20 protein-coding genes are annotated in these 24,318 nt (G+C 73.1%); 12 read left to right on the top strand and 8 right to left on the bottom strand.

The window, feature by feature from the left end; all coding sequences use genetic code 11:
• The first annotated feature begins 3 nt into the window (after window positions 1–3).
• The 5 genes from AB0C28_RS18150 to AB0C28_RS18130 all read left to right on the top strand — a co-directional run bounded on the left by AB0C28_RS18150 (window position 4) and on the right by AB0C28_RS18130 (window position 5,570).
• Window positions 4–1,431 carry an aldehyde dehydrogenase family protein gene (locus AB0C28_RS18150; RefSeq protein ID WP_358076484.1) on the top strand — a complete coding sequence of 476 codons (1,428 nt, stop codon included), beginning with the start codon at window positions 4–6 and terminating at the stop codon, window positions 1,429–1,431.
• Window positions 1,424–2,299 (top strand): aldehyde dehydrogenase family protein, encoded by an 876-nt coding sequence (locus tag AB0C28_RS18145; protein WP_358075773.1) that lies wholly within the window; start codon window positions 1,424–1,426, stop codon window positions 2,297–2,299. Before AB0C28_RS18150 ends, AB0C28_RS18145 begins: the two co-directional genes overlap by 8 nt.
• A gap of 148 nt (window positions 2,300–2,447) precedes the next feature.
• Window positions 2,448–3,389, top strand: a complete 942-nt coding sequence (locus tag AB0C28_RS18140; protein ID WP_358075770.1) for a helix-turn-helix domain-containing protein — start codon at window positions 2,448–2,450, stop codon at window positions 3,387–3,389.
• A gap of 45 nt (window positions 3,390–3,434) precedes the next feature.
• Window positions 3,435–4,304 carry an RNA polymerase sigma factor SigJ gene (gene sigJ, locus AB0C28_RS18135; protein ID WP_358075768.1) on the top strand — a complete coding sequence of 290 codons (870 nt, stop codon included), beginning with the start codon at window positions 3,435–3,437 and terminating at the stop codon, window positions 4,302–4,304.
• Window positions 4,305–4,421: 117 nt separating this feature from the next.
• A complete protein-coding gene (locus AB0C28_RS18130; RefSeq protein WP_358075765.1) occupies window positions 4,422–5,570 on the top strand; it encodes an FAD-dependent oxidoreductase in 1,149 nt (382 codons plus the stop codon).
• Here AB0C28_RS18130 and AB0C28_RS18125 read toward each other — a convergent pair.
• The gene (locus AB0C28_RS18125) at window positions 5,501–6,166 is read right to left on the bottom strand and encodes a TetR/AcrR family transcriptional regulator (RefSeq protein ID WP_357855598.1); all 666 of its coding nucleotides are present in this window, start codon (window positions 6,164–6,166) and stop codon (window positions 5,501–5,503) included. The genes AB0C28_RS18130 and AB0C28_RS18125 overlap by 70 nt on opposite strands.
• Before the next feature lie 110 nt (window positions 6,167–6,276).
• Between AB0C28_RS18125 and AB0C28_RS18120 the strand changes: the two genes are divergently transcribed.
• On the top strand, window positions 6,277–7,308 hold the full coding sequence (locus AB0C28_RS18120) for a medium chain dehydrogenase/reductase family protein (RefSeq protein WP_358075762.1): 1,032 nt from the start codon (window positions 6,277–6,279) through the stop codon (window positions 7,306–7,308).
• A gap of 55 nt (window positions 7,309–7,363) precedes the next feature.
• Here AB0C28_RS18120 and AB0C28_RS18115 read toward each other — a convergent pair whose 3' ends face one another.
• The 3 genes from AB0C28_RS18115 to AB0C28_RS18105 all read right to left on the bottom strand — a co-directional run bounded on the left by AB0C28_RS18115 (window position 7,364) and on the right by AB0C28_RS18105 (window position 11,862).
• Entirely contained in the window at window positions 7,364–7,867 is a 504-nt protein-coding gene (locus AB0C28_RS18115; protein WP_357855592.1) for a DoxX family protein, read from the bottom strand.
• A 327-nt stretch (window positions 7,868–8,194) separates the two neighbouring features.
• Window positions 8,195–10,870 carry a tetratricopeptide repeat protein gene (locus tag AB0C28_RS18110; protein ID WP_357855590.1) on the bottom strand — a complete coding sequence of 892 codons (2,676 nt, stop codon included), beginning with the start codon at window positions 10,868–10,870 and terminating at the stop codon, window positions 8,195–8,197.
• A gap of 116 nt (window positions 10,871–10,986) precedes the next feature.
• Window positions 10,987–11,862 (bottom strand): hypothetical protein, encoded by an 876-nt coding sequence (locus AB0C28_RS18105; protein WP_358075759.1) that lies wholly within the window; start codon window positions 11,860–11,862, stop codon window positions 10,987–10,989.
• Between the two features lie 80 nt (window positions 11,863–11,942).
• On the opposite strand from AB0C28_RS18105, the gene AB0C28_RS18100 reads away from it, so the two are divergent.
• From AB0C28_RS18100 to AB0C28_RS18085, 4 genes are all read left to right on the top strand, one after another.
• Window positions 11,943–13,532, top strand: a complete 1,590-nt coding sequence (locus AB0C28_RS18100) for a protein kinase (protein ID WP_357855584.1) — start codon at window positions 11,943–11,945, stop codon at window positions 13,530–13,532.
• Between the two features lie 4 nt (window positions 13,533–13,536).
• On the top strand, window positions 13,537–15,138 hold the full coding sequence (locus AB0C28_RS18095) for a serine/threonine-protein kinase (RefSeq protein WP_358075756.1): 1,602 nt from the start codon (window positions 13,537–13,539) through the stop codon (window positions 15,136–15,138).
• A gap of 3 nt (window positions 15,139–15,141) precedes the next feature.
• A complete protein-coding gene (locus tag AB0C28_RS18090) occupies window positions 15,142–16,935 on the top strand; it encodes a protein kinase (RefSeq protein WP_358075753.1) in 1,794 nt (597 codons plus the stop codon).
• A 64-nt stretch (window positions 16,936–16,999) separates the two neighbouring features.
• A complete protein-coding gene (locus AB0C28_RS18085; protein WP_358075751.1) occupies window positions 17,000–17,758 on the top strand; it encodes a hypothetical protein in 759 nt (252 codons plus the stop codon).
• A gap of 75 nt (window positions 17,759–17,833) precedes the next feature.
• Here AB0C28_RS18085 and AB0C28_RS18080 read toward each other — a convergent pair whose 3' ends face one another.
• From AB0C28_RS18080 to AB0C28_RS18070, 3 genes are read right to left on the bottom strand one after another with little or no spacing between them, the layout of a single operon-like run.
• Window positions 17,834–18,919 (bottom strand): ABC transporter substrate-binding protein, encoded by a 1,086-nt coding sequence (locus AB0C28_RS18080; protein ID WP_358075748.1) that lies wholly within the window; start codon window positions 18,917–18,919, stop codon window positions 17,834–17,836.
• Window positions 18,919–19,737 carry an ABC transporter permease gene (locus tag AB0C28_RS18075; RefSeq protein WP_358075745.1) on the bottom strand — a complete coding sequence of 273 codons (819 nt, stop codon included), beginning with the start codon at window positions 19,735–19,737 and terminating at the stop codon, window positions 18,919–18,921. Before AB0C28_RS18075 ends, AB0C28_RS18080 begins: the two co-directional genes overlap by 1 nt.
• Before the next feature lie 31 nt (window positions 19,738–19,768).
• On the bottom strand, window positions 19,769–20,593 hold the full coding sequence (locus AB0C28_RS18070) for an ABC transporter ATP-binding protein (protein WP_357855567.1): 825 nt from the start codon (window positions 20,591–20,593) through the stop codon (window positions 19,769–19,771).
• Between the two features lie 436 nt (window positions 20,594–21,029).
• Between AB0C28_RS18070 and AB0C28_RS18065 the strand changes: the two genes are divergently transcribed.
• Window positions 21,030–21,929: a kelch repeat-containing protein gene (locus AB0C28_RS18065; RefSeq protein ID WP_358075742.1), complete on the top strand. Its 900-nt coding sequence runs from the start codon at window positions 21,030–21,032 to the stop codon at window positions 21,927–21,929.
• A gap of 226 nt (window positions 21,930–22,155) precedes the next feature.
• On the opposite strand, the gene AB0C28_RS18060 is transcribed toward AB0C28_RS18065, so the two are convergent.
• The gene (locus AB0C28_RS18060) at window positions 22,156–23,262 is read right to left on the bottom strand and encodes a saccharopine dehydrogenase NADP-binding domain-containing protein (protein ID WP_358075739.1); all 1,107 of its coding nucleotides are present in this window, start codon (window positions 23,260–23,262) and stop codon (window positions 22,156–22,158) included.
• 98 nt (window positions 23,263–23,360) lie between these two features.
• On the opposite strand from AB0C28_RS18060, the gene AB0C28_RS18055 reads away from it, so the two are divergent.
• Window positions 23,361–24,305 (top strand): helix-turn-helix domain-containing protein, encoded by a 945-nt coding sequence (locus tag AB0C28_RS18055; RefSeq protein ID WP_346107347.1) that lies wholly within the window; start codon window positions 23,361–23,363, stop codon window positions 24,303–24,305.
• The last annotated feature ends 13 nt before the right edge of the window (window positions 24,306–24,318 follow it).

Below are 24,318 nucleotides of genomic sequence, written 5' to 3'. Positions count from 1 at the left end.
GAGATCTTCGAGTACGCGCCCGCGCCGGAGTCACGTTCCATCGTGTCCGTCCGGCCGTCGTACGACCTGTTCATCGACGGGGAGTTCGTCGAGGCCAAGAGCGACGAGCGCATCGTCACCGTCAACCCGGCCGACGAGGAGCCGCTCTCCGAGGTGGCCGCCGCCGGCGAGGCCGACGTGGAGCGGGCGTTCGCCGCGGCGCGGCGGGCGTACGAGCGCGTGTGGTCGCAGCTGCCGGGCGCCGAGCGCGGCAAGTATCTGTTCCGCATCGCCCGCATCATCCAGGAACGTGCCCGCGAGCTGGCCGTGCTGGAGTCGCTGGACAACGGCAAACCGATCAAGGAGACGAGGGACGTCGACCTGCCCCTGGTCGCGGCCCACTTCTTCTACTACGCCGGCTGGGCGGACAAGCTGGCCCACGCGGGGCTCGGCGGCGCCCGGCCGCTGGGCGTGGCCGCGCAGGTCATCCCGTGGAACTTCCCGCTGCTGATGCTGGCGTGGAAGGTCGCGCCCGCGCTGGCCACCGGGAACACGGTCGTGCTCAAACCGGCCGAGACCACGCCGCTGACGGCGCTGGCCTTCGCCGAGATCTGCCAGGAGGCGGAGCTGCCGCCCGGCGTGGTCAACATCGTGACCGGCGCCGGCGACACCGGCCGGGCCGTGGTCTCCCACCCGGACGCCGACAAGGTGGCCTTCACCGGCTCGACCGAGGTGGGCCGGCAGATCGCCCGCGCCGTGGCGGGCACGGACAAGCGGCTCACCCTCGAACTGGGCGGTAAGGGCGCCAACATCGTCTACGACGACGCCGCACTCGACCAGGCCGTCGAGGGCATCGTCACCGGCATCTTCTTCAACCAGGGCCACGTGTGCTGCGCGGGCTCGCGGCTGCTGGTGCAGGAGTCGATCGCCGAGGAGCTGCTGGCCCGGCTGCGCGCCAGGATCGGGCGGCTGCGGCTCGGCGACCCGCTGGACAAGAACACCGACATCGGGGCGATCAACTCGGCCGCCCAGCTCGCCAGGATCCGCGAGCTGTCCGCCGCGGGGGAGGCCGAGGGCGCCACGAGCTGGTCGCCGGCCTGCTCGCTGCCCGAGCGGGGCTACTGGTTCCCGCCCACCGTGTTCACCGGTGTCACGCAGGCACACCGGATCGCCCGCGAGGAGATCTTCGGGCCGGTGCTGTCGGTGCTCACCTTCCGTACGCCGGAGGAGGCCGTGGCCAAGGCGAACAACACGCCGTACGGGCTGTCGGCGGGGGTGTGGACGGAGAAGGGCTCGCTGATGTTGTGGACCGCGGCCCGGCTGCGGGCCGGGGTGGTGTGGTCCAACACGTTCAACGTGTTCGACCCGGCCAGCCCGTTCGGCGGCTACAAGGAGTCGGGATACGGCCGCGAGGGCGGACTGATCGGGTTGGAGGCGTATCTCCGTGGGTGAGACGACGGCGGCGGCGCGGGTCGGCGTGCGCAGGACGTACAAGCTCTACATCGGTGGCGCGTTCCCGCGCTCGGAATCAGGGAGGTCGTATCCCGTGACGTCCGCGGCCGGAGATCACCTCGCCAACGCGGCCCTGGCCTCACGCAAGGACGTGCGGGACGCCGTGGTGGCGGCGCGGAAGGCGTTCCCGGGCTGGTCGGGGCGGACCGCGTACAACCGGGGGCAGATCCTCTACCGGATCGCCGAGATGATGGAGGGGCGGCGCGACCAGTTCGCCGCCGAGGTGGCCGCGGCCGAGGGCGTGAAGGCGGGGCGGGCGCAGGCGCTGGTGTCGGCGACGGTGGACCGCTGGGTCTACTACGCCGGGTGGGCCGACAAGATCGGTCAGGTGCTCGGCGGCGCGAACCCGGTGTCCGGCCCCTACTTCAACGTCTCGGATCCCGAGCCGACCGGCGTCGTGGGCGTGCTCGCCCCCGCCTCCTCCTCGCTGCTCGGGCTCGTGTCGGTGCTCGCGCCGGTGATCACCTCGGGCAACACGGCCGTCCTGGTGGCGGGCGAACGCGTCCCGCTGCCGGCCGTGACGCTGGCCGAGGCGCTGGCCACCTCCGACCTGCCGCCCGGCGTGGCCAACATCCTGACCGGCCGGGTCGCCGAGCTGGCCCCGCCGCTGGCCGGGCACGCCGACGTGAACGCCCTGGACCTGACCGGCGCCGGCGCTCTCGCGGCCGAGCTGGAGGAGCTGGCGGCCGGCACGCTCAAGCGGGTGCTGCGGCCGGGCCGGGACGACTGGGCCGACGCCGATCCCGGGCTGTCGCGGATCCGCCCGTTCCTGGAGATCAAGACGGTCTGGCACCCGATCGGCCGCTGAGCACCGAGCCTGGCGCTGGAGGCGCTTGACGCCTCGACCGGCCCCGGCATCAACGAGGGCTGTCGACGGAAAAGCGCCAGGCCCTGCCAGCCAGGTCACCGTCTGGGGCGGGCGCGGGACCGGCGGTGCGCGGAGGTAGGTTCGCGCCATGCACACCGTCGCGGTCCTCGCGCTCGACCAGGTGATCCCGTTCGACCTGTCCACCCCGATCGAGACCTTCAGCCGGGCGCGGCTGCCCGACGGCCGGCCCGGCTACCGGATCCGGGTGTGCGCGCAGCGGCCGGAGATCGACGCCGGGGCGTTCACGCTGCGCGCGCCCTGGGGCCTGGACGGGCTCAAGGCCGCGGACACGATCATCGTGCCGGGCACGGCGACGCCGTTCGATCCGCTGCCCGGCGCCGTCCGCGACGCGCTGCGCGCGGCCGCCGCGGACGGCACCCGCATGGCCTCCATCTGCTCCGGCGCGTTCCCCCTGGCCGCGACCGGGCTCCTGGACGGCCTGCGGGTGACCACCCACTGGATCCTGGCCGACCGGCTGGCCGCCGACCACCCGCGGCTTGAGGTCGCCCCCGACGTCCTGTACGTCGACCACGGCCAGTTCCTCACCTCGGCCGGCGCCGCCGCCGGGCTGGACCTGTGCCTGCACCTGATCCGCCGCGACTACGGCTCGGCCGTGGCCGCCGACGCCGCCCAGCTGTCGGTCATGCCGCTGGAACGCGAGGGCGGGCAGGCCCAGTTCATCGCGCACGACCACCAGGTCACGCCCCGGGGCGCCGAGCTGGAGCCGCTGCTCACCTGGCTCCAGGACAACCTCGCCCGCCCCCTCACGCTGGACGACATCTCCGCCCAGGCCCGGATGAGCACCCGCACGCTGATCCGCCGCTTCCGCGAGCAGACCGGCACGACCCCGCTGCAGTGGCTGCACCGCGCCCGCATCAGGCAGGCCCAGCACCTGCTGGAGAGCACCCGCCATCCCGTCGAGCGCATCGGCGCCCAGGTCGGCTTCGGCTCGCCGACCGCCTTCCGCGACCGGTTCAAGAAGACGACCGGCGTCAGCCCCGCCGCCTACCGGCGTGCCTTCGGCTCATGAGGCGCGAGTTGACGTGCTCCGGTGTCCGGACGCAGGGTGGGCCTCGTGCAGGATGGTGAAGCCGCACGGCTGGCGGCGTTCGAGGCCCACCGCTCCCACCTGTGGGGAGTGGCGTACCGGATCATGGGCACCCGCACCGACGCCGACGACGCGCTCCAGGAGGCGTGGCTGCGCTGGCAGCGGGCGGATCCCGGCGTCGTCGAGGACGTGCGCGCCTATCTGACCACGATTGTGAGCCGGATCTGCTACGACGCGCTCACCTCCGCCCGGGCACGGCGCGAGTCGTACGTCGGGGAGTGGCTGCCCGAGCCGGTGGTGCGGGAGCCGGGTCCGGAAGACCGGGCCACCATGGACGAATCGGTCAGCCTGGCCCTGCTGGCCGTGCTGGAGCGGCTGTCGGCGGCCGAGCGGGTCGCGTTCGTGCTGCACGACGTGTTCGCGGTGCCGTTCGACGAGATCGCCCGTGTGCTCGGGCGCAGTGACGAGGCGGTGCGGCAGCTCGCCTCGCGGGCGCGCGGCCGGGTGCGCGAGTACGCGCCGCGCAGCTCCGGCGACCGGGTGACCCACCGCAAGGCGGTGGCGGCGTTCACCGCCGCCGCGGTCACCGGCGACCTGCGCGGGCTGGTCGCGGTGCTCGACCCCGACGTGGTGTGGCGGGCCGACGGCGGCGGCGTGGTCGGCGCGGCGCTGGTGCCGGTGGTGGGGGCGCGGCGGGTGGCCAGGCTGGTGCAGGGCGTGATCGAGCGCTGGTACGCGGGCATGACCTCCGAGCTGGTCGAGGTCAACGGCGCTCCCGGCGTGGTGGTCAGGAACGCGGACGGCACGGTGGACTCCGTGCTGGCCTTCACCGTCGCCGACGGGCGCATCACCGAGGTGTGCCACGTGCGGAACCCGGCCAAGCTGGCCGGGGTGTGACCCGGCCGGCTCCCTGGGTTGTGACCTGGCCTCCTCACTGGGTGTGACGCGTCTCACGCTCACGTTCCGCTCCGCCGTGCCGTCTGTCCCGCAGCTGAGATTCTCAAGGAGGCGGACATGGACATCCTGGTCATCGGAGCGGGCTACGCGGGTCTCACGACGGCGCTGCGGCTGGACCGCACCCACCGGATCACCCTGATCAGCGCGGACTCGTCGTTCAGGCAGCGGATCAGGATGCACGAGCTGGCGGCGGGACGGCCCGGCGTGACGATCCCGCTGGCCGAGCTGACCAGAGGCACCGGCATCGCCACGGTCCAGGCGCGGGTGAGCGGCATCGATCTTCAGGCGCGGCGGGTGCGCACCGACGACGGGCGCGTCTTCCCGTACGACACGCTCGTGTACGCCCTGGGCAGCGGGACCGACGTGAGCGCCCCCGGCGTCGCCGAGCACGCCTACACCGCCGAGACGGCCGCCGAGCTGCGCACCCGGCTCGAAGGGAGCGGCGGCCGGGTGGCCGTGGTCGGCGGCGGGCTGACCGGCGTCGAGATGGCCGCGGAGCTGGCCGAGAGTTATCCGTCGTGGCAGGTGGCGCTGGTCACCGGCGGCGAGCCGGGTGCCGGGCTGTCGGGGAAGGGCAGGCGGCACCTGGCCCGCACCCTGACCCGGCTCGGCGTCCGCACGCACGCGGGGACGCGGGCGACGGGAGCCGGCCCCGGCGTGGTCAGGACGGATCGGGGCGACGTGGCGGCCGACGTGGTGGTCTGTGCGGCGTCGTTCGTGGTACCGCCGCTGGCCGCCGAGGCGGGGCTGGCCGTGGATTCGCGCGGGCGGGCGCTGGTGGACGAGACGCTCCGGTCGGTGTCGCATCCCGAGGTGTACGTGGTCGGCGACGCGGCGGCCGTGCGTGTGCCCGGCGGGACGTCCCGGATGTCGTGCGCGGCCGGGATGCCGATCGCGGCCCACGCGGCCGACGTCGTCAACGCCAGGGCCGCCGGTCGGGCCGCGCGGCCGTTCCGGTTCCGGTACCTGATCCAGTGCGTCAGCCTGGGGCGGCGCGACGGCCTGATCCAGTTCGTCAGGGCCGACGACTCGCCGGTGGAGTGGATCCTGAGCGGCCAGGTGGCCGCCTGGGTGAAGGAGATGGTGTGCCGGTTCACGGTGGGGTCGCTGCGGCTGGAGCGTCGCCGTCCCGGCAGCTACCTGTGGGTCAAGGGCTCGTCGCGCCCGTCATCCGCGCAGGTCAAGGCGTCCAGCTCGGCGGCGTAGAGCAGCGCGGGGTCGAAGTCCATCCCGGTGAAGTGCCCGGCGAGCTCCAGCGACAGGACCCCGTGCAGCCGGGTCCAGAACGTCAGCGCCCGGCGCAGGGCGGCCGGCGGGGCGGCGTGCGGTGGCGCCGGGCCGCCGGGAAGTGGGGCGGCGTGCGATGGTTCGGGGCCGTCGGGAAGTGGGGCGGTGCAGGCGTCGAGCAGGGTCGTCATGATCTCGGACGCGATCGTGGTGACGTCGCCCGGCGCGTGGTAGCCGGGCACGGGGGTGCCGAAGACGAGGAAATACCGCTGCGGATCGTCGAGCGCCCAGCCGCGCAGGACGTGCGCCAGCTCGGCCACCCCCGCCCCCGGGCCCGCCGCTCCGAAGGCGGCGCCCAGGCTCCGGTACGCGTCCTTGACCAGCTCGGTGATGAGCTCGTCGCGGCCGGCGAAGTACCGGTAGAGCGCGGGGCCGCTCAAGCCCACCTGCCTGGCGATCGCGTTCAGTGAGAGCGCCGAGGCCCCGGCCGTGGCGATCTGCTCCCACGCGCATTCCTTGATCTCGGCCCGCACCTGGGCGCGGTAGCGCCCGCGCGGAGTCGCCGGCTCGGCCATCTCATCAGCTCCTCACATTGGTTAGAGCCTATCACTGTCGTGATTGACAGTCTCATTCATGAGTTATAGCTTCTAACTGAAGCAAGTATTAGTAACTCAGGAGGGTCGTCATGAACACCGAAGAGCTCGTCGAGGTCGTCCTGCCGGGCAAGGTGGAGCCGGAGGAGCTACAGGTCCGGCGCGGAGCGGTCCCCGACGCCGGCCCCGGCCAGGTCGTGATCAGGATGGAGGCGACCGGCGTCTCGTTCGCCGAGCAGCAGATGCGCCGGGGCCGCTACTACGACCAGCCGCCGTTCCCCTTCGTGCCCGGCTACGACCTGGTCGGCACCGTCGTCGCGACCGGCGCGGGCGTGCCGCCCGGCCTGGCCGGCACCCTCGTGGCCGCGCTGGTCAAGGTCGGCGGCTGGGCCAGTCACGTCGTCGTGGACGCGGCGGACGTGGTGGCCGTCCCCGAGGGGATCGGCGCGGCGGAGGCGGAGACCGTCGTGGTCAACGGCATCACCGCCTGGCAGATGCTGCACCGCGAGGCGCGCGTCCGCGCGGGCCAGACCATTTTGGTGCACGGCGCCAACGGCGGCGTCGGCTCGGTCCTGGTCCAACTGGCCCAGGCCGCCGGCGTGACGGTGATCGGCACCGCGTCCGCCCGCCATCACGACACGCTGCGCGAGCGCGGCGTCGTCCCGATCGACTACCGCGCGGGTGACGTCGCCGCACGCGTCCGCGAGGTGGCTCCGGGCGGCGTGGACGCCGTCTTCGACCACGTCGGCGGGCCCGGCATCGTGGACTCCTGGCGGCTGCTGGCGCCCGGCGGCACGCTCGTCGCCTACGGCACCGCCTCCACCAGGGACGATCAGGGCTCCAAGCAGTGGCCCGTGGTCAAGCTGCTGCTGCGGGTGTGGCTGTGGAACGCGCTGCCCAACCGCCGCCGCGCCTGCTTCTACAACATCTGGGCCGGGCGGGCTCTGTCGAAGGACCGGTTCCGCGCCCGGCTGCGCGCCGACCTCACCCAGGTCTTCGCGGCACTGCGGCGTGGCGACGTGACCCCCCAGATCGCCGCGCGGTTCCCGCTCACCCACGTCGCCGAGGCCATGCGGATGGCGGAGTCCGGCACCGTGGCCGGCAAGGTCGTGCTGACCCCATGAGAACGCGGCGGCGCTCCCCGGACCAGGTCCGGAAGGCACCGCCGCGTCCTGTCGCCTAGGCCGCTGCCCGCCGGCGCAGGTCGTGAACCCGCTCCTGGGGCTCGCGGACCGGGACCAGGCGGGCGCCCAGCGCGCGGGCCGCGATCACCATCGCCGCGGCGGCCAGGACGATGTCCTTGAAGATGTACTGCGCCTCCAGCGTCGGGGCGCCGGGGAACAGGTCGGTGAAGAACAGCGCGTACGGGGCGAAGAACCCCGCCAGCGCGCCGGTCAGCACCACGAGGCCGGTCTTGAGCAGCTTGCCGGTCACCAGCGTGAGGCCGATGAAGACCTCCATGGCGGCGATCACGGCCTGCGCCGCGTAGCCCGTCAGCAGGCCCAGGGACAACTTCTCCAGCGTGGCCACGGACAGCGCCTCCGCCGGGCTGACTCCTGGGAAGAACTTGAGCGTGCCGAAGGCCACGAAGACCAGCCCGAGGCTGACGCGCAGGACGTCGATGCTGTGCCGGCTCAGCCAGGCGGCCAGCTTGGAGATCATGGTGTCGATGGCGGCGTTCATCCCGGGCTCCTTCGTCGAGGTCGTCGATTTCGTCTGCGTTCAGCGTCGCGAAACCGGCGCCGGGAAACGTCAGGCTGAGGGAGACAGTCGGCCTACGTCCTCGCATGTACGCCGGGGGTCGCGCGTACCACCCCAGGCCTCGGGAATCACCCCTAGGGACTGCCTTTCCGCAGTACTCGGTGACGCCGCCGACGCCTCCCCGAGATCGACTGTCATCAAGCGCATTTCACTTCCTCCGGCAACGTCACAGCCATCGGTCACGGCTTGGCCGCGATAGGGCCGGGGTCCTCACCGAGGCGCTCGCCCTCATCGGGCTGGTGGCACCGTTCATCTTCCAGTACGTGGAGTGACCTTCGGCGCCACTTCGGCCAGGCGGGCGCGGATGCTCTCCGCGTCGACGCCGCTCTCCTCGGCGCGGTCGGCGCCGAGGCCGGTCAGGATGGCCAGGGCCTGGGACCAGTGGTGGCGGGCCAGGTCGGGGCGGCCGAGCGCGGCGCCGGCGCAGGCCAGGCCGTCGTGGGCGCGGGCCTGGTCGCCACGCTGGCCCAGGTCGGAGGCCAGCGCCAGGGCCGTACGGTGGCTCTCCAGCGCCTCACCCGGGCGACCGAGGTCGTGGTGCAGCCGGCCGAGGCCGTGGATGGCCTCGAACTGCCAGTTGCGATTGCCGATCTCACGCGCGATCTCAAGGACCCGCCGGTAGCAGTCCACGGCCGCCTCAAGCCGTCCCTGGCCGCGGTGCAGGAGGCCGAGCGCCGTCAGGCCGCTCAGCTCGCCCAGCCGGTGGCCGGTGGCGCGGGCCAGGTCGAGGGCCCGGCCCAGGCAGGCGGCTGCGGCCCCGTGGTCGCCGGCCGCGAGGTGGATGCGGCCGAGACCGTTCAGCGCGCGCAGCTCGCCGATGCGGTGGCCGGTGACGCGGGCGATCTCCAGCGCCAGGGTCAGCGCGCGGGCCGCCTGCTCGGGCTCCCCCATCGCCCGGTGCGCGTTGCCGAAGCCGATCAGCGCGTCCAGCTCGCCGGTACGGTGCCCGATGGTCCGGGCGATCTCCAGGGCACGGGTGTAGTACGCCACGGCCTCGGGGAACCGGCCCCGGGAGCCGGTGCTGACGCCCAGGCCGTACAGGGCCCGCAGCTCGCCGGCCTCGTCGCCGATGGCGCGGGCGATCCGCAGGGCGTCCGTGGTGTCGGCGACGGCGGCCTCGTACCGGCTGGACACGCTCCTGATCTCGCCCAGCCGCAGGAGCGCCTCCATCTCCCCCGCGCTGTCGCCCAGGTCGCGAGCGGCGGACAGGGCCCGCGCGTGCAGGGACTCGGCCTCGGCGTTACGGCCCCGGCCGCGCAGGCACCGGTGCAGGGTGGCCGACAGATGCTGGAGGTGGCCGGGGAAGTCGTGGTCGGCGGCGTGCTGGGCTAGGGCGAGCAGATTGGGCAGCTCGGCGTCCAGCCACGCGGTGGCCGCGCCCGCGTCGGGCATGGCCGCGCCTGACTGCGTCGTGGCGGAGGGACGGGGCGGGGGCGGGGCGGGGTCGTAGGGGTAGAGCAGGTCCATCGCGGCCGACGCGGCCCGGCCGTAGTGGTCGAGCAGCCTGGTCATGGCGGCGCGCCGATCGGTCTCCGGCTCGCCGGCCACCCGCTCGGCGCCGTGGGCGCGGACCAGGTCGTGGAAGCGGTGGCGGCCGGGATTGGGCTCTTGCAGGAGGTGCGCCTCCAGCAGCCGGTCGAGGGTCGCGGTGGCGCGGGCGGCGGGGACGGCCAGCAGCGCGGCGGCGGCTTCGGCCGCGATGTCGGCGCCAGGGTGCAGGGCCAGCAGCCGGTACGCGCGCTGCTCGGCGCCGCTGAGCTCCCGGTACGACAGGTCGAGCGCGGCGGCGATGCTGCGCCGGCCCGCGTGCAGCTCGCTCAGCAGCCGCTGGTGCTCCTCCAGGCGTTCGAGCAGATGCCGCACGCTCCAGGCGGGATGGGCCTTCAGCCGGGCCGCGGCCAGCCGGATCGCCAGCGGCAGCAGGCCGCACCGCCGTACGACCTCGGCCAGCACCTCCCGCGACGCGCCCGCCACCCGTTCCTCGCCCGCGGTGCCGGTGAACAGCGCGATCGCCTCCGTGACCGGCAGGACGTCCACCGAGATCGTACGGGCCTCGTCCAGGCCGACCAGCCGCCGCCTGCTCGTGATCAGCACCAGCGAGCCCCCCGCGCCCGGCAGCAGCGGCCGGACCTGGGCCTCGTCGGCGGCGTTGTCCAGCACGATCAGCATCTTCCTGTCGGCCAGGATGCTGCGGTAGAGGGCGGCCCGGTCGCCGGCGTCCTGCGGGATCGCCTCCCCCGGGACGCCCAGCGCCTCCAGCAAACGGGCCAGCGTCTGCGCCGGATCGGCCGCCGGCACACCCTGGGTGTGACCGTGCAGGTCCATGAACAGGTCACCGTCGGGGAAGTGAGCGGCCACGCGGTGGGCGGCGTGCACGGCGAGCGCGGTCTTCCCGACGCCCGCCATGCCGTCGATGGCGACGACCATCGCCATCCCCACCCTGCCCACAGGGTTCCCGACGCCCACAGGGTCCGCGGGATGCGCGGGGTCCGCCGCGCCCGCCATGGCCGCGTGGTCAGCCGTGCCCGCCGTCTCCGCACGATCTGTGGGGTGGTGCGTCGCGCTGACGAGGGCCAGTTCGCGGGTGCGGCCGACGAAGGCGGCCGCGTCGGCGGGCAGTTGGTGCGGCGGCGTCCAGGCCCCGCGCGGGGTGCGCGGATCGCCGGTCGCGAGGCGTTTCAGTGTCGCCAGGTCCGCCTCGCCCAGGTCGAGCGCCTCCGCCAGCAGGCGCACCGAGGCGCTACGCGGGCGGCGCAGCTCGCCGGTCTCCAGCCGGCGCACCGTGCGGACGTTGAGCCCCGCCCGCGCGGCAAGCTGATCCTGGGTCAGCAGCGCCCGCTCCCGCCAGGCGCGTAACAACACACCCAGGTCGGACTCGGGCGTAGGACGGACCGTCTCGGGGCCGTCGTGTGCTCCTGAGGGCATGAACACATCCCCGCGATCGTGCGGTGGATCAGGAAGGCAATGTCATGCTATCCCGCCGCCCGGCGACGTACCGTGCACCGGTCGTGAGAAGCGGCCCGATCGGCCAGGGGGTTCGGTCAGGACAGGCCCTTGAGGACCTCCTTGGCGATCTCCTCCACGCCTTTGAGCATCTCCTCCTCGGGCACCGGCCGGCTGTTCTCGTTGGAGAGGATCTCGCGGCCCTTGTTGTCGACGCCGGTGAACCTGATGTCGAGCGTGGCGTTCCCCCGGACGACGTAGATCCAGGCGTTCGCGGTGCGCCGGACGGTGTGCTCGCTGTAGATCATGTACGCCTTGTCGCCCAGCCCGGAGACTTCCTTGATCTCCCCATATTTCGTGTTGTACGGATCTTCGCGCGTCTGCCCGGAGAAGTCGCGCATCGAGTCCCACATGAAGTCGGCGTCCTCCAGGGCGTTGTCATGATCCTGGAAGGCGTTGACCTTGACGTTGATCGACCGCGACAGGTTGTAGCCGCCTACCATGTGGTACCCCTTCTGGTCCCACCGGCAGTCCTTCCGCTTGGCGCCGTAGCCGTCCTTGGCGACGCCGGGCGCCGACGCGCTCTTGGGCGCCAGCCGCGACGTCAGGCTCTCCGGCAGCAGGTCGCACACCTCGGGCACGTCCGCGACCGGCGCGAAGGTGGAGGTGGCGCCCGCGGAGGGGGATGCCTCGGCGGTCTGCTCCGGGGCGGAGGACGGGGGATCCAGCGAAGGCCCAGGGGACGGCCGGTCGGTGGGCGGGGTGACGGGAAGGTCCACCTTGGCGGGAGGCTCCGCGATGGGCGTGCCGGTACCCGCGTCGCGCGTGGCGAGGACCACGCCGCCGATCAGCGCCACCACCGCGGACGCGGACATGATGCCCACCGCCCAGCCCGGCGGCTTCGACGTCGCCGGCCGCGTGCTGCCCCCGTCCGGCCAGTACGACGCGGGAGGCACGGGAGGTCCTGTGGTCATATTCGCTCCGTGGGTCGGTCGTCACAGGGATTGGGGCGAAATATAGCGAAGCGAAAGGGGGTCTCAATACTGTTGCCATTGTGCCTGGACTTCCGGAAGAGAGAATCGCCTCCCGCTACCGCGTGCTCGGAGCGCTCGGTCAAGGAGGCATGGGGACCATCTGGCACGCCCACGACGAACTCCTCGACCGCGAGGTCGCGATCAAGGAAGTACGGCTCCCCGACTCGCTCTCCCCCGCCGAGCGCGAGGAGGCGCTGCAACGCTCGACCCGCGAGGCCCAGGCCGCCGCCCAGCTGCGCCATCCGGAGATCATCAAGATCCACGACGTGCTCACCCACGACGGCATGCCCTGGATCGTCATGGAGCTGCTGAAGGGCCGCGACCTGAAGGACGCGGTGGCCGCCGAGGGCCCCTGGGCGCCGGAGCGGGTGGCGGCGCTCGGGCTGCGGGTGCTGGACGCGCTGTCCACCGCGCACGCCCACGGCATCCAGCACCGCGACGTGAAGCCGGCCAACGTGTTCCTGTCCGACGACGGCAGGGTGGTGCTGACCGACTTCGGCATCGCCCGGCTGGAGGATCTGGCCACGATCACCGAGTCGGGCCTGCTCATCGGCTCGCCCGGCTACATCGCTCCCGAACGACTGCGCGGCGAGCGCGGCGGCCCGGCCTCCGACCTGTGGTCGCTGGCCGCCACCCTGTACTCCGCCGTCGAGGGCCAGGCCCCCTACGTCGGCACCTCCCCCATGGCCGTGCTGCGTGACGCGCTGACCCTGCCGCCCCGGCCGCCGGTCCGTGCCGGGAGCCTGGGGCCGGTGCTCATGCGCATGCTGGCCCGCGAGCCGCACGAACGTCCCGATCCGCGTTCGGCGGCGTACCTGCTGCAGCGGGTGGCGGAGGGCCAGGAGCCGATGGCGCCGCTGCCCGCGCCCCCGCGCAAGAGCGGGCGGCGGCCGCTCCTCATCGGGGCGGCGGCGACCGCGGCGGCCGCGGTCGTCACGGTGGCGGCCGTGGCCGGCGCCACGCTGCTCAAGCCGGAGCCGACCCCTCGTCCGTCCACCCCGGGCACCGCCGCGCCGCCCGCCACGTCTGCGTCTTCCACCCCCGAGCCGTCCGAGCCGGTCACCGCGAAGCCCTCCGTGGCGGAGGCGAAGTTCGACGTCCCGGTGAGCCCGTGTACGCTCCTGACGCCGGCCCAGGTGCGGCGGCTGGTCCCGGCGGCACCCGCCAAGGGCAAGCAGCAGGACGAGGGCTGCGAGTGGGTGACCCGCGGCAAGGGCGTCGCGGTGGTCCCGCTGCGCCCTGTACAGCTGGAGAGCGCCTGGGGCCGCAGCGTGGACGAGGCGTCGGAGAAGTTCGTCAACACGCTCAACGTCGCCGAGTCGGGAGCCGAGCTCTCCTGGAACTGGCCGGGCATCGGCCTGGACAAGCTGATCACCCAGAAGCGCAGGTCGTACGAGGAGGTCAACGGGATCGGGGACGAGGCGTTCAGCTACGAGCTGGTCAACCCGAAGGGCCAGGTGGAGCGGCACGACGTCGTCTTCAGGGTGAGCAATGTCGTGATGGAGATCAAGTACATCGACGCCGGGAAGATCGGCGACGATGAGGCCATGCGCAAAGGCGCGCGTGACGCCGCCCGATGGATCGCGGCGGCGCTAGGACGCCAGGAGTGATGCAATGAACCAGCCACGACTCGTGGGCGGGCGTTACCAGTTGCTCGCGCCCATCGGCCGCGGCGGTATGGGTGCCGTGTGGCGGGCCCTCGACACCGGGATCGGGCGCGAGGTGGCGATCAAGCAGGTGCACCTGCCGCCCAACCTGTCCCCGGACGACCAGGCGCGGCTGCGCATGCGGACCCTGCACGAGGCGCGGACCGCCGCCGAGGTCAGACACCCCGCCGTGGTCGCGATCCACGACGTGGTCGAGGACGGGGGCGAGCCGTGGATCGTCATGGAGCTGGTCAACGGGCGCTCTCTCGACCAGGTCGTGAAGTCGGGCGGGCCGATGGCGCCGGAATGGGCCGCCTCGATCGGCCTGTTCGTGCTGTCGGCGCTGGCCGCCGCGCACGCGCGCGGCCTGCTGCACCGTGACGTCAAGCCGGGCAACGTGCTGCTGGCCGACGACGGCCGCATCCTGCTGTCCGACTTCGGCATCGCCACGCGGACCGGCGGCGGGCAGCCGGGCGGGGCGCCCATGGGCACGCCCGGGTTCACCGCTCCCGAGACGCTCACCGAGGAGCCTGGCCGGGCCGCCGGGCCCGCCGCCGACCTGTGGTCGCTCGGGGCGACGCTCTACACGGCCGTCGAGGGCGTACCGCCGTTCTCGCGTCCGACCGCCATGGCCACGCACGGCGCGGTGATGACCGAGCCGCCCAGGCCGCCGCAGCGGGCCGGCGCCCTCACGCCCGTGCTCATGCGGCTGCTGGAGAAGAACCCGGCGCAGCGCCCCGACACGGTGGCGCTCAGGGAGTCGCTGCAGCACCTGACCGGCCACACCGCCGCGACCGTCGCGTCGGCGCAACCGGCGTCCTGGACGCTCCCCCGGATCCCCGTGTACGGCTCCGCGGCGGCCGTGGCGGTCGCCTTCGTCGCGGCGGTCGTGCTCATCCTGGCCACCTCGTCCGCGCCCGCCGCCCCGGTCACCACCCCGGTCGCCGCCCCGAAGACCACGTCGAGCACCGACCGGCCTGCTCCAACCCCCGACACCACCACGCCGGCCGGCACCCCCGAGCCCTCCACCACCGCGGCGCCCACCGGCTCGCCGGTCGCGCGCACCCCCGGCAAGTTCACCGCCGTCCCCAGGCCGTGCCAGCTGCTCACCCGGCAGCAGGCCACCGAGCTGGTGGGCCGATTCGTGACCTCCAGCACCGAGCCCACCGTCAGGTGCGGCTGGGGCTCGCTGGGCGACAGCGCGGACCTCGCCATCTACGCCACGTTCTACCTCTACACCCAGCAGGGCGACGGTTACGAGACCAAGCTCGCCGAGGAGCACGTGCAGGGCGCCAAGGCGAAGGCCGAGTCGGAGGCCGGCAGGGGCGGCAGCGGCGGCGAGCACGGCGAGGTCTTCGAGATCCCCGGCGCCGGTGACCAGGCGGTCGCCTGGGAGGTGAAGGAGACGACGTTCAGCACCAAGAAGGTCACGGTCTACTCGGTGTTCAAGACCGGCAACATCGTGGGCGAGGTCCGCTACACCCGTGACGTCAAGGAGGACCCCACGCTGCGGCAGAAGATCCCGAAGGCGATCAAGTACCTCGCCGAGAACCTCGACGCCAAGGGCTGACGCATGCACGTAGTCGCCGGGCGATATCACCTGGTCGCACCGCTGGGGGCGGGCGGCGCCGGCACGGTCTGGCGGGCGCAGGACGCGGTGCTGCGCCGCGAGGTCGCGGTCAAGCAGGTACGCCTGCCGTCCGACCCGGCCCGCAGGGACAAGGCACTCGAGGACACCCTGCGCGAGGCCCGCGCCGCCGCCGCGCTGAACCATCCCGCGATCATCACCGTGCACGACGTCATCGCCGAGCAGGGCCAGCCGTGGATCGTCATGGACCTGCTCGCGGGGCGGTCGCTGGCCGACCTGATCAAGGAGTCAGGACGGCTTCCCTCAGGTCAGGTGGCCACCATCGGGCTGCGGGTGCTCGACGCGCTCGACGCGGCCCACCGGCGCGGGATCCTGCACCGTGACGTGAAGCCGGGCAACGTGATCATCACGGACGCGGGCGAGGCCATCCTCACCGACTTCGGCATCGCCGCCCAGATCGACCCGCAGAACGGGCCTCAGAGCGGGCCTCAAAACGGGCCTCAGAGCGGGCCTCAGAGCGGGCCTCAGAGCGGGCCTCAGAGCGGGCCGGGGCCGCAGAACGGGCCAGGATACGGCGCGCAGGCCGATCCGCGCAGCGGCGCGTGGACCGGCGGCGGCCCAGGCGCCGCCTCGGCGCTCGCGGCGGCCGAGCAGTCGGGCACGCCCGGCTACGTCGCGCCGGAGCGGCTGCGCGGCGAGCCCACGGGCCCGGCCTCCGACCACTGGTCACTGGCCGCCACCCTCTACACGGCGGTGGAGGGGCAGAGCCCGTTCCGGCGCGACACCCCCATGGCGATGGTGGCGGCGGTGCTCACCCAGCCTCCGCTGCCCGCCGTCCACGCGGGGCCGATCGGCGGCCTGCTCATGGCGCTGCTGGACAAGAACCCGGCCGCGCGCCCGCCGCTCTCCGTGATCAAGGACGTGCTCGGCCCGATCGCGGCCCCCCTGCCCGCCCGCCGCCCGGTCACGGGTCCCGCCGCCCCCGCGCGTCACCCCACGGATCCCGCCACCGGCCCGTCCAGCGGCCCCTCTAGCGGTATCGCCACGATGCCGATGCCCCGCGACAAGAGCAGGCTGCCCTTGGTGCTGGCCGGCCTGACGGCCGCCACGGCCCTCACGGTCAGCGCGGTGCTCCTGGTCAACGCCTCCACCGGGACGACGCCGCCCCCGGAAACCCGTACGATCGCCCAGCCGTCCGACGGGCCGTCGAACGGGCCGTCCGGTGAGCCGCCCTCCAGCCCTCCGCCGAGCCCGGCGGCCACCACGACCGCGTCCCCGCGTCCACCGGGCGACGGCAAGTTCGCCACCCCACCCAACGCCTGCGGCCTGGTGTCAGAGGACCAGGCCGCGAAGATCATTCCCGGCCTGGGCAGGCGGCAGGGCGGGATGGACCCCGCCGAGTGCACCTGGACCGGCGGGGAGGACGTGATCACGGTCAAGGTCACGCGCTCGGCCACGGTGGCGGCGGCACGCAAGGTCTTCGGCGGCAGGAAGGACGCCCAGGCCTCCAAGGCGGGCAGCAGCGGCGGTTCGACGTACGAGGCCGTACGCGATCTCCCCGGCGTCGGGGACGGCGCGTTCGGCCAGAACTGGTGGGCGACGACGTTCACCCAGACCCACAGCATCGTGTGGCTGCGGGTCAGCAACGTCGTCGTCCAGATCGACGCGGCCACGTTCGACGTGGCCAAGCCCCAGGCCAAGCACCAGAACTGGGCGCGCAAGCTCGCCGGCGCGGCGGCGGACACCCTCAGGAACACCTCGCCCCAGGACACCGGCTGATGCGGGCAGCAGTTCCCCCAGACTCGCGGAGAGGAGACGTGGCGGCCGCCCCGCCACGAACGAGATGAACGACTACCCGAACACGGCCCCCGTCAAGCGACCCGGTCTCCGGATGACGCCAGGCCTGCTCAGCGGGGCGATGGCGGTGCTCGTGCTGATGGTCTTCACCATCGTCTTCCTGGCCACGAGGCAGCCGCCGCCCGCGCCCGTCACCACGCCCGTCGCCGCGCGGACGTCCGAGGGCACTGAGCCTACGACCGGGCCCACGACCGAACCCACCAGTGAGCCCAGCGCGCAGCCCTCGACCAGCGAGCCGGTGCCGACGGGGGAGGCGAAGTTCACCAAGGAGGTCGACCCGTGCAAGCTCGTCGGTGAGGACCTGCGGGTCAAGCTCGTGCTCTTCCCCAAGGAGACGAAGATCTACAAGGAGGAGTGCGAATGGGGGACCCTGCCCAAGTTCGGCCCCGGGATTCCCGACAACATGTACCACAAGCTCAAGGTCTACACGAAGGTGTTCACCGGCGGCGTGGCCGAGGCGCATGAGCAGTTCGTCGCCCGCAGGGCCGAGTCCGCGCTGATCCCCAAGGGTTACACCAAGCCCGACCCGGTCATCGGGGACGACTCCTTCGTCACCGGCTGGACCCTGCCGGGCGACACCGGCAAGGGGCCGACGACGGCGGTCGTGGGGGTCCGCGTGAGCAACGCGGTGATCGAGGTGACGTACGACCGCCGCGTCACCGAGGACCCGGAGGGCAGGCTGACCCGGGGCGCGCTGGAGGTGGCCAAGGCCGTCGCCGACAAGCTCAACTCCGGCGCGGGGTGAACGACGCCGCCGACAACGACGTCGCGGTGAACCACCGCAGGGTCGCGTGGGCCTGTCCTCCGCCGGCGTGCGGGCCTACGAGCCGTTCTCCTTCTTGGCCTGGTCGAAGACGATGTCGCGCCAGTCGGCCGGGGTCTTCTTGATGACGCCGACCTCCTTCATGAAGGCGCTGAGCTTGAGCACGCCGTGCGGGGCCGTGGTGAACTCGATGCCGCTGTAGGTCAGGTACTCCTGGTACTTCTCCGGCGAGATCTTCCCCTTCTCCGCCTCCGAGAGGATCTTCGCGGCCTCGGCGGGCGACTTGGTGATGAGCTCGTTGGCGCGGGTGATGTTCTGGTAGAAGGAGGCGAGCACGTCGGGGTTGGCGGCCGCGTACTCCTCGCTGGTCACCACCGCGTTGAAGCCGTGCGGGCCGAAGAGCTCGTAGCTGTCGACCAGCTTGCGCGCCCCCTGCTCCACGGCCTGGAACTGGAACGGCGGCGAGGTGTAGGCGCCCGCGAGCTGCCCGACGACCAGGGCCTGCAGCGCCTCGGGGTGGGCCATGGCCACGATGTTCCTGTCGAGCGCGTGCGCGTCGCCGAGCTGCTGCTGGGCCGCCCGCTGCAACATCACCGACTGGATCGAGCCGGGCGAGACGGCGGCGATCTGGTCGGCCGGGCCGAAGTCCTTCAGGCTGCGGAACTTCGGGTCCTTGGCCACCAGCCACAGCGGCATGTCGTTGAGCGAGCAGACGATCTTCCAGGGGACGCCGGCGTCCCAGCCGATGAGGTAGGGGCCGTAGCCGCTGACCCCGAGCTGGAGGCTGCCCGAGACGATCCCGTCCCTGGTCGCGGCGCCGCCGCTGACGGTCTTCCAGTTGATCGTACGGCCGGGCAGGTCCTGTTCCAGCCAGCCCTTGGCCTGGATGATGATGAGCGCGGCGTAGCTGATGCCCGACCCCTGGGAGATGTTGATCTCCCCACCGGAGCCACCGGAGCCACCCGTACCGCCGGAGCCACCGGACCCGCCTCCGCCGCACGCGGCGGTCAGCGCCAGCAGGCCGGCGCCGGTGACGCCGAGGCGCAGCGCGTCCCTGCGGCTGTACGAGCTCCGCCCCACGGCGGCGCTCAGCCGGTCACCGGCGGCGGCCCGGCGGTCACCGGCGGCGCGGGAGAATGTCATCAGGTTCCTTCCTTCATGCCCCACCGCGTCACCGTGTGCCGTTCGACCAGGCCGAAGACCAGGTCGAGCGCGATGCCGATGAGAGCGATCGTCACCAGGCCGGCGAACACGTCGGGCGTGCGCGCGTAGTAGCGGGCGTTGTTGATGAAGAAGCCGAGCCCGCCGTCGGTCCCGGCGGTGCCGAAGACCAGCTCGGCGGCGATGATCGTGCGCCAGCCGAACGCCCAGCCGGTCTTCAGCCCGGAGATGGCGTGCGGCAGCGCGGCGGGCATCATCACGTCACGGGTCAGCCGCCAGCCGCGCAGGCCCAGGTTGCGGCCGACCATGACGAGGGTGGCCGGCGTGGTGCGCAGGCCCATGCTGACGTTGACGGTCATCGGCCACAGGACGGCGTTGGCCGTGACGAAGATCAGCGCCGTGTCGGTGAGCCCGAACCAGAGCATCGCGAGGGGCAGGATGGCCACCGACGGCAGCGGGTTGATCATGGACGACACCAGCTGCAGGGCGTCGTTCCCGATCGTGGTGGTGGCGGCCAGCACGGTGAGCACCACCGTGAGCACGATGCCGATGGCCATGCCGGTGCCCAGCAGGCGCAGGGTGGTCAGGGTGGAGACGGCCATCTCGCCGTAGGCCCAGCCGCCGGCCCAGGCCACGGCCACGTCCCAGGGGCCGGCGAAGACGAACGGGCTCACCCCGGACAGGGACGCGTACGCCTGCCAGATCCCGATCAGGACGACGAGGATGATCGCGCGCCGCGACCAGGTGGGCAGGCGCGTCCACGAGCCGGACGGCCGGCCGGCTGCGGCGGGCCCCGCCACACGCGCGACTGCGGAAGCTGGAGGGGATGCGCTATTCGAAGACGGCACCGTCGAGGTCCTCCCCTTCCTCGGCGAGCAGGGCGCGGAGCCGGTGCCGGGCGTCGGCGAAGCCGGGCGCGTCGGGGCCGTCCAGGCCGGACACGTCCACGATCTCCCTGACCCGCGAGGGACGGCCGCCGAGCACGACCACCTTGTCCCCGAGGAGCACCGCCTCGTCGATGCTGTGGGTGACGAACAGCAGCGCCACCCGGGTGCGCGCGACGATGTCGGCCAGCTCGCGCTGGAGCCGTCCGCGCGTCTGGGCGTCCAGGGCGCCGAAGGGCTCGTCCATGAGCAGCATGAGCGGGTCGATCGCGAGCGCCCGCGCGATGGCGACCCGCTGCTTCATCCCGCCGGACAGCTGGTGCGGATAGCTGTCGAGGACGTCGTGCAGGCCCATGAGCTCCAGGTGTTCGATGGCCCGGCGCCGCGCCCCGGCCCGGTCGGCGCCGGTCACCTTGAGCGGGTAGCTGACGTTGCCCAGGATGGTGCGCCACGGGAACAGCTGGTCGAACTCCTGGAACACGAACGCCCGGTCGGGGCCCGGCTCCGGCGCCTCCCTGCCCCCGACGACGACGCGGCCGGACGTGGGACGCAGGAACCCGCCGACGGCCTTGAGGATGGTCGACTTGCCCGACCCCGACGGGCCGAGCAGCATGACCTTCTCCCCGTACGCCACCTCGAAGGTCGCCTCCTCGACGGCGGGCACGTGGCGGCCCTGCCGCTGGTAGCCGATCGCCACCTGGTCGACGAGCAGCAGCGGGCCGTCGGGGGCCGGGTCGTCGCGCGGGGTGGCGACCGTCGTTGTGGATGTCACGGCAGGTCCCTTTCGGAGCGTCCACGCAGCAATTGAATGGTAATCCTACAGACAATGTAGGAAATATACGACACAGGGAGGCTGCCTGCCGAGACCGGGCCACGGGGCCGGGACGGGCTCGGGACGGGCTCGGGACGGGCTCGGGACGGGCTCGGGACGGGCTCGGACTACGGGACCGGGGCGGGCTCGGACTACGGGACCGGGGCGGACGCTCGGAGGCGGGTCAAGAGACCGCGACGGGCTCGGGGCGGGTGGTGGCGTAGCGGGAGGGCGAGCGCGAGGTGTTCAGCGGCCCGGCGACGGCGCAGCACCCGCACCGACCACCGCCGCGACGGCCGGCACGAGGCCCGAGCCCGCCGCCACTGCGGACGACACCACATCCGCGCCGGACGGGACGCAGGCAACCGAAGGTGGAGTGCCGGCGGCGGCGCCTTGGGTGGATATATCGGATTATCCGACCACGATCAGGGACAACGCCGTTGGGTACCACGACGGCCGCGTCTACTCCTTCGGCGGCTCCCTGCGCGGCGAGGGCGGCACCCCCGCCTCCTACGTCTACGACCCGGCCGCCAAGACCTGGACCCGGCTGGCCGACATGCCGGACGCCAGGCAGAAGCCCGCCTCGGCGTTCGTGGACGGCAAGTTCTACGTGGTCACCGGCTGGGGCCAGGACGGCACGCCCGCCGCCCGTACCCTCGTCTACGACCCGGACGCCGACGCCTGGACCAGGCTGCCGAACTCCCGCAACGCCCTCTACCGCGGCGCCACCGCCTGCGGCCTGTACAAGATCGGTGGCGCGAACGGCCCGCGCGTGACTCCGTTCGGCGAGGTCCTGCCCACTCTGGACGACTGCGATCCGGCGGGCACGGCCGCGCCCTGGCTGAGCGCGGACCCCGGGCACGGCACCCTCGCGCCCGGCCGCAGCGTCCGCGTCACCCTCACTCTCGACGCCCGCGAGCTCGCCGAGCCGGGAACGTACGAGGCACGGCTGACGGTCAACGAGGACACCCCGTATCCCGCGCCGGCCATCGGCGTGACCCTCAAGGCGGAGGCGCCCTGGCACTGGGCCCGGCTGTCCGGCGAGGTGGGCTCGAAGGCGTGCGACGGCAAGGTGAGCCCGCTGCCGGGCGCGACGGTGACGCTGCGGCGGGGCCGCGACTCGTGGACGGCGACCACCGACGCGCAGGGCCGTTACCGCCTGTGGCTGCCGGACGGCCTGCTGAAGCAGGAGGTCCAGGTGAGCGCCGACGGCCACAGGACGGCCTCGTTCGACGTACGCCTGCTGCCGCACACCCAGGTCCGCCGCGACGCCACGCTGCCCCGCACGGACTGCTGACCGGGCCGGGGCGTACGAGAACGCGAGCTGGAAGGCTCCGACACGAACGGGGGCTTCCAGCGCCCGGCCGGCTCGTGCGCCCCGGCGTGGCCGGCCACGCGGCCGGCCACGGCGGGGGCGAGCACTCCGGCGAGACCCGAGCGCCCCGGCTCCGGGCTGAGGCCAAGCCGACCCGATCGGCCCCAGCCGGTCAAGACGCCTTGGCCGGTCAGGATGCCTTGGCCGGTCAAGACGCCTTGGCCGGTTCGGGGAGTTCGACCGTCAGGTGCGGCTCCAAGGAGCGCAGGAAGCCGGCCGCGTCGAACATCGCGCCGGCCGAGGCCAGCCCCTTCACCCGGAAGTCCCCCGCCAGGATGCGCGCCACCGCCTCCACCGCCAGTGGCGCGGTGATCGCGTAGATGTCCCGGCCGGCGGCCGTGGCGCGATGCTCGACGCCGTCCGCGTGCACCACGACGTCCACGACGAAGGTCTGGTCGGAGCGCCCCGACTCGTCGGCCGCCTCGGGCGCCGGGGTGTCGGCGCCGGACAGGTCCCGCGCGGCCACGACCGTCATGTAGCCGCGCACCTCGGGCACGTCCAAGTGGCTCGATACGGTCACGACGTCCGCCATGGTGAACTCCGCGAGCACCGCCCGCCGGCCCAGCGGCTCGGGGAAGGCCCAGTCCTGCTCCGTCAGCCCGTCGTCGTGGTACTCCAGCGCGCCGTTCCTGAACCGGACCCGGCGGCCGGCGCGGCGCTCGTGGGACACCCGGCCCGCCGCCCTGGTGCCCTCCGTGGGATGCCAGCTGCTCAGCCCGTACGCGACGTGCACCTCGTCGGCGGCCGTCGAGCCGCCCAGGGCCCCCAGGGCCGCTGTGGCGAGCAGGTCGCCGAGCCCGCCGTAGAAGGCCATCGCGGGCACCACCGGCGTCCCGGCCTGCGCGGCCTGTTCGGCGTAGGTGGCGAACATCGACGCGTTCGCCTCGATCTCGGCCGCCACGTCCACGTACGGGATGCCGGCTCGCAGGGCCGCCTCGACCACGGGACCTCCCGTCACCGCGAACGGCCCCGCGCAGTTGACGACGGCGGCCGCGCCGGCGAGCGCCCGATCCAGCGCCTCCGGATCATCCACCGAGGCCGCCCGCACCTCCACCCCGCCCGGCGCCACTCGACCCGACGCCTGCACGCTGCCCGGCGCGAGCCCTTCCCCGAGCTCCTTGGCCAGTGCCGTCAGGCGGTTCGCGTCGCGACCCGAGAGGATGGGGGTGAAACCGCGCCGGAGCAGTTCGGTCACGACGAACCGTCCCGTGTGCCCCGTCGCCCCGTAGACCACCACCGCGTCCGACGTACTCATGACTTCCCCGATCTCCGTTGTGCTGAGGAGTCCACTCTCCACGGACGCGGACCCCAAGTGTGAGAGTCCGGAACGACAGCATGCGTACACTTTCGGACATGCACACCGTCGCGCTGGCGACCGCCGGGCACCTGCTGCACTTCGAGCTGGGCGTGGCCTACGAGATCTTCGGCAACCCGCCGCAGGAAGCCGTGGACGGCTGGTACGACGTCCGGCTCTGCGGCCCGGGCCCGGTGCGGGTCGGCCCGTTCGCGGTCGAGCCGGATCACGGGCTGGACCGGCTCGCCGAGGCCGGCACCGTGATCCTGCCCGCGTGCGCGGACATCGACGAGCCGCCGCCCCCTGAGCTGGTCGAGGCCGTACGCGCGGCACACGAGGCGGGGGCCAGGATCGCCTCCCTCTGCACAGGTGCGTTCATCCTCGGAGCGGCGGGCCTGCTGGACGGCCGCCGGGCCACCACCCACTGGGCGCACACCGCCGAGCTCAGCGCCCGTCATCCTCAGGCCGTCGTGGACCCGGACGTCCTCTACACGGACAACGGCAGCGTCCTGACCGCCGCCGGCAAGGCCGCCGCCGTCGACCTCTGCCTCCACCTGGTCCACCTCGACCACGGCGCGGCCATCGCCAACTCGGTGGCCCGCCGCCTGGTCATGCCGCCGCATCGTCCGGGCGGGCAGGCCCAGTTCGTGGCCACGCCGGTGCGGGTCGCCGGCGACCACGCGCTCGCGTCCGTGCTCGCCTGGGCCAGTGAACGGCTGGACCAGCCGCTCACGGTGACGCAGCTGGCGCGGCAGGCGAACACGAGCCCGCGCAACCTCGCCCGCCAGTTCCGCGCGGTGACCGGGCGGACGCCGCTGCAGTGGCTGCTGACCCAGCGGGTACGCCGTGCCCAGGAGCTGCTGGAGACCACCGACGAGAGCGTGGAGGCGGTCGCCGCCGCCACCGGCATGGGCACCGCCACGACGCTGCGGCGCCAGTTCAAACGGATCGTCGGCGTCCCGCCCGACAACTACCGCCGCTCCTTCCGCGCCTCATCCCGCTGACCCGCACAGCGGC

Source organism: Nonomuraea sp. NPDC048892, assembly GCF_040649735.1.
Taxonomy (GTDB): domain Bacteria; phylum Actinomycetota; class Actinomycetes; order Streptosporangiales; family Streptosporangiaceae; genus Nonomuraea; species Nonomuraea maheshkhaliensis.
This window is presented reverse-complemented; position numbering and strand designations above follow the sequence as displayed.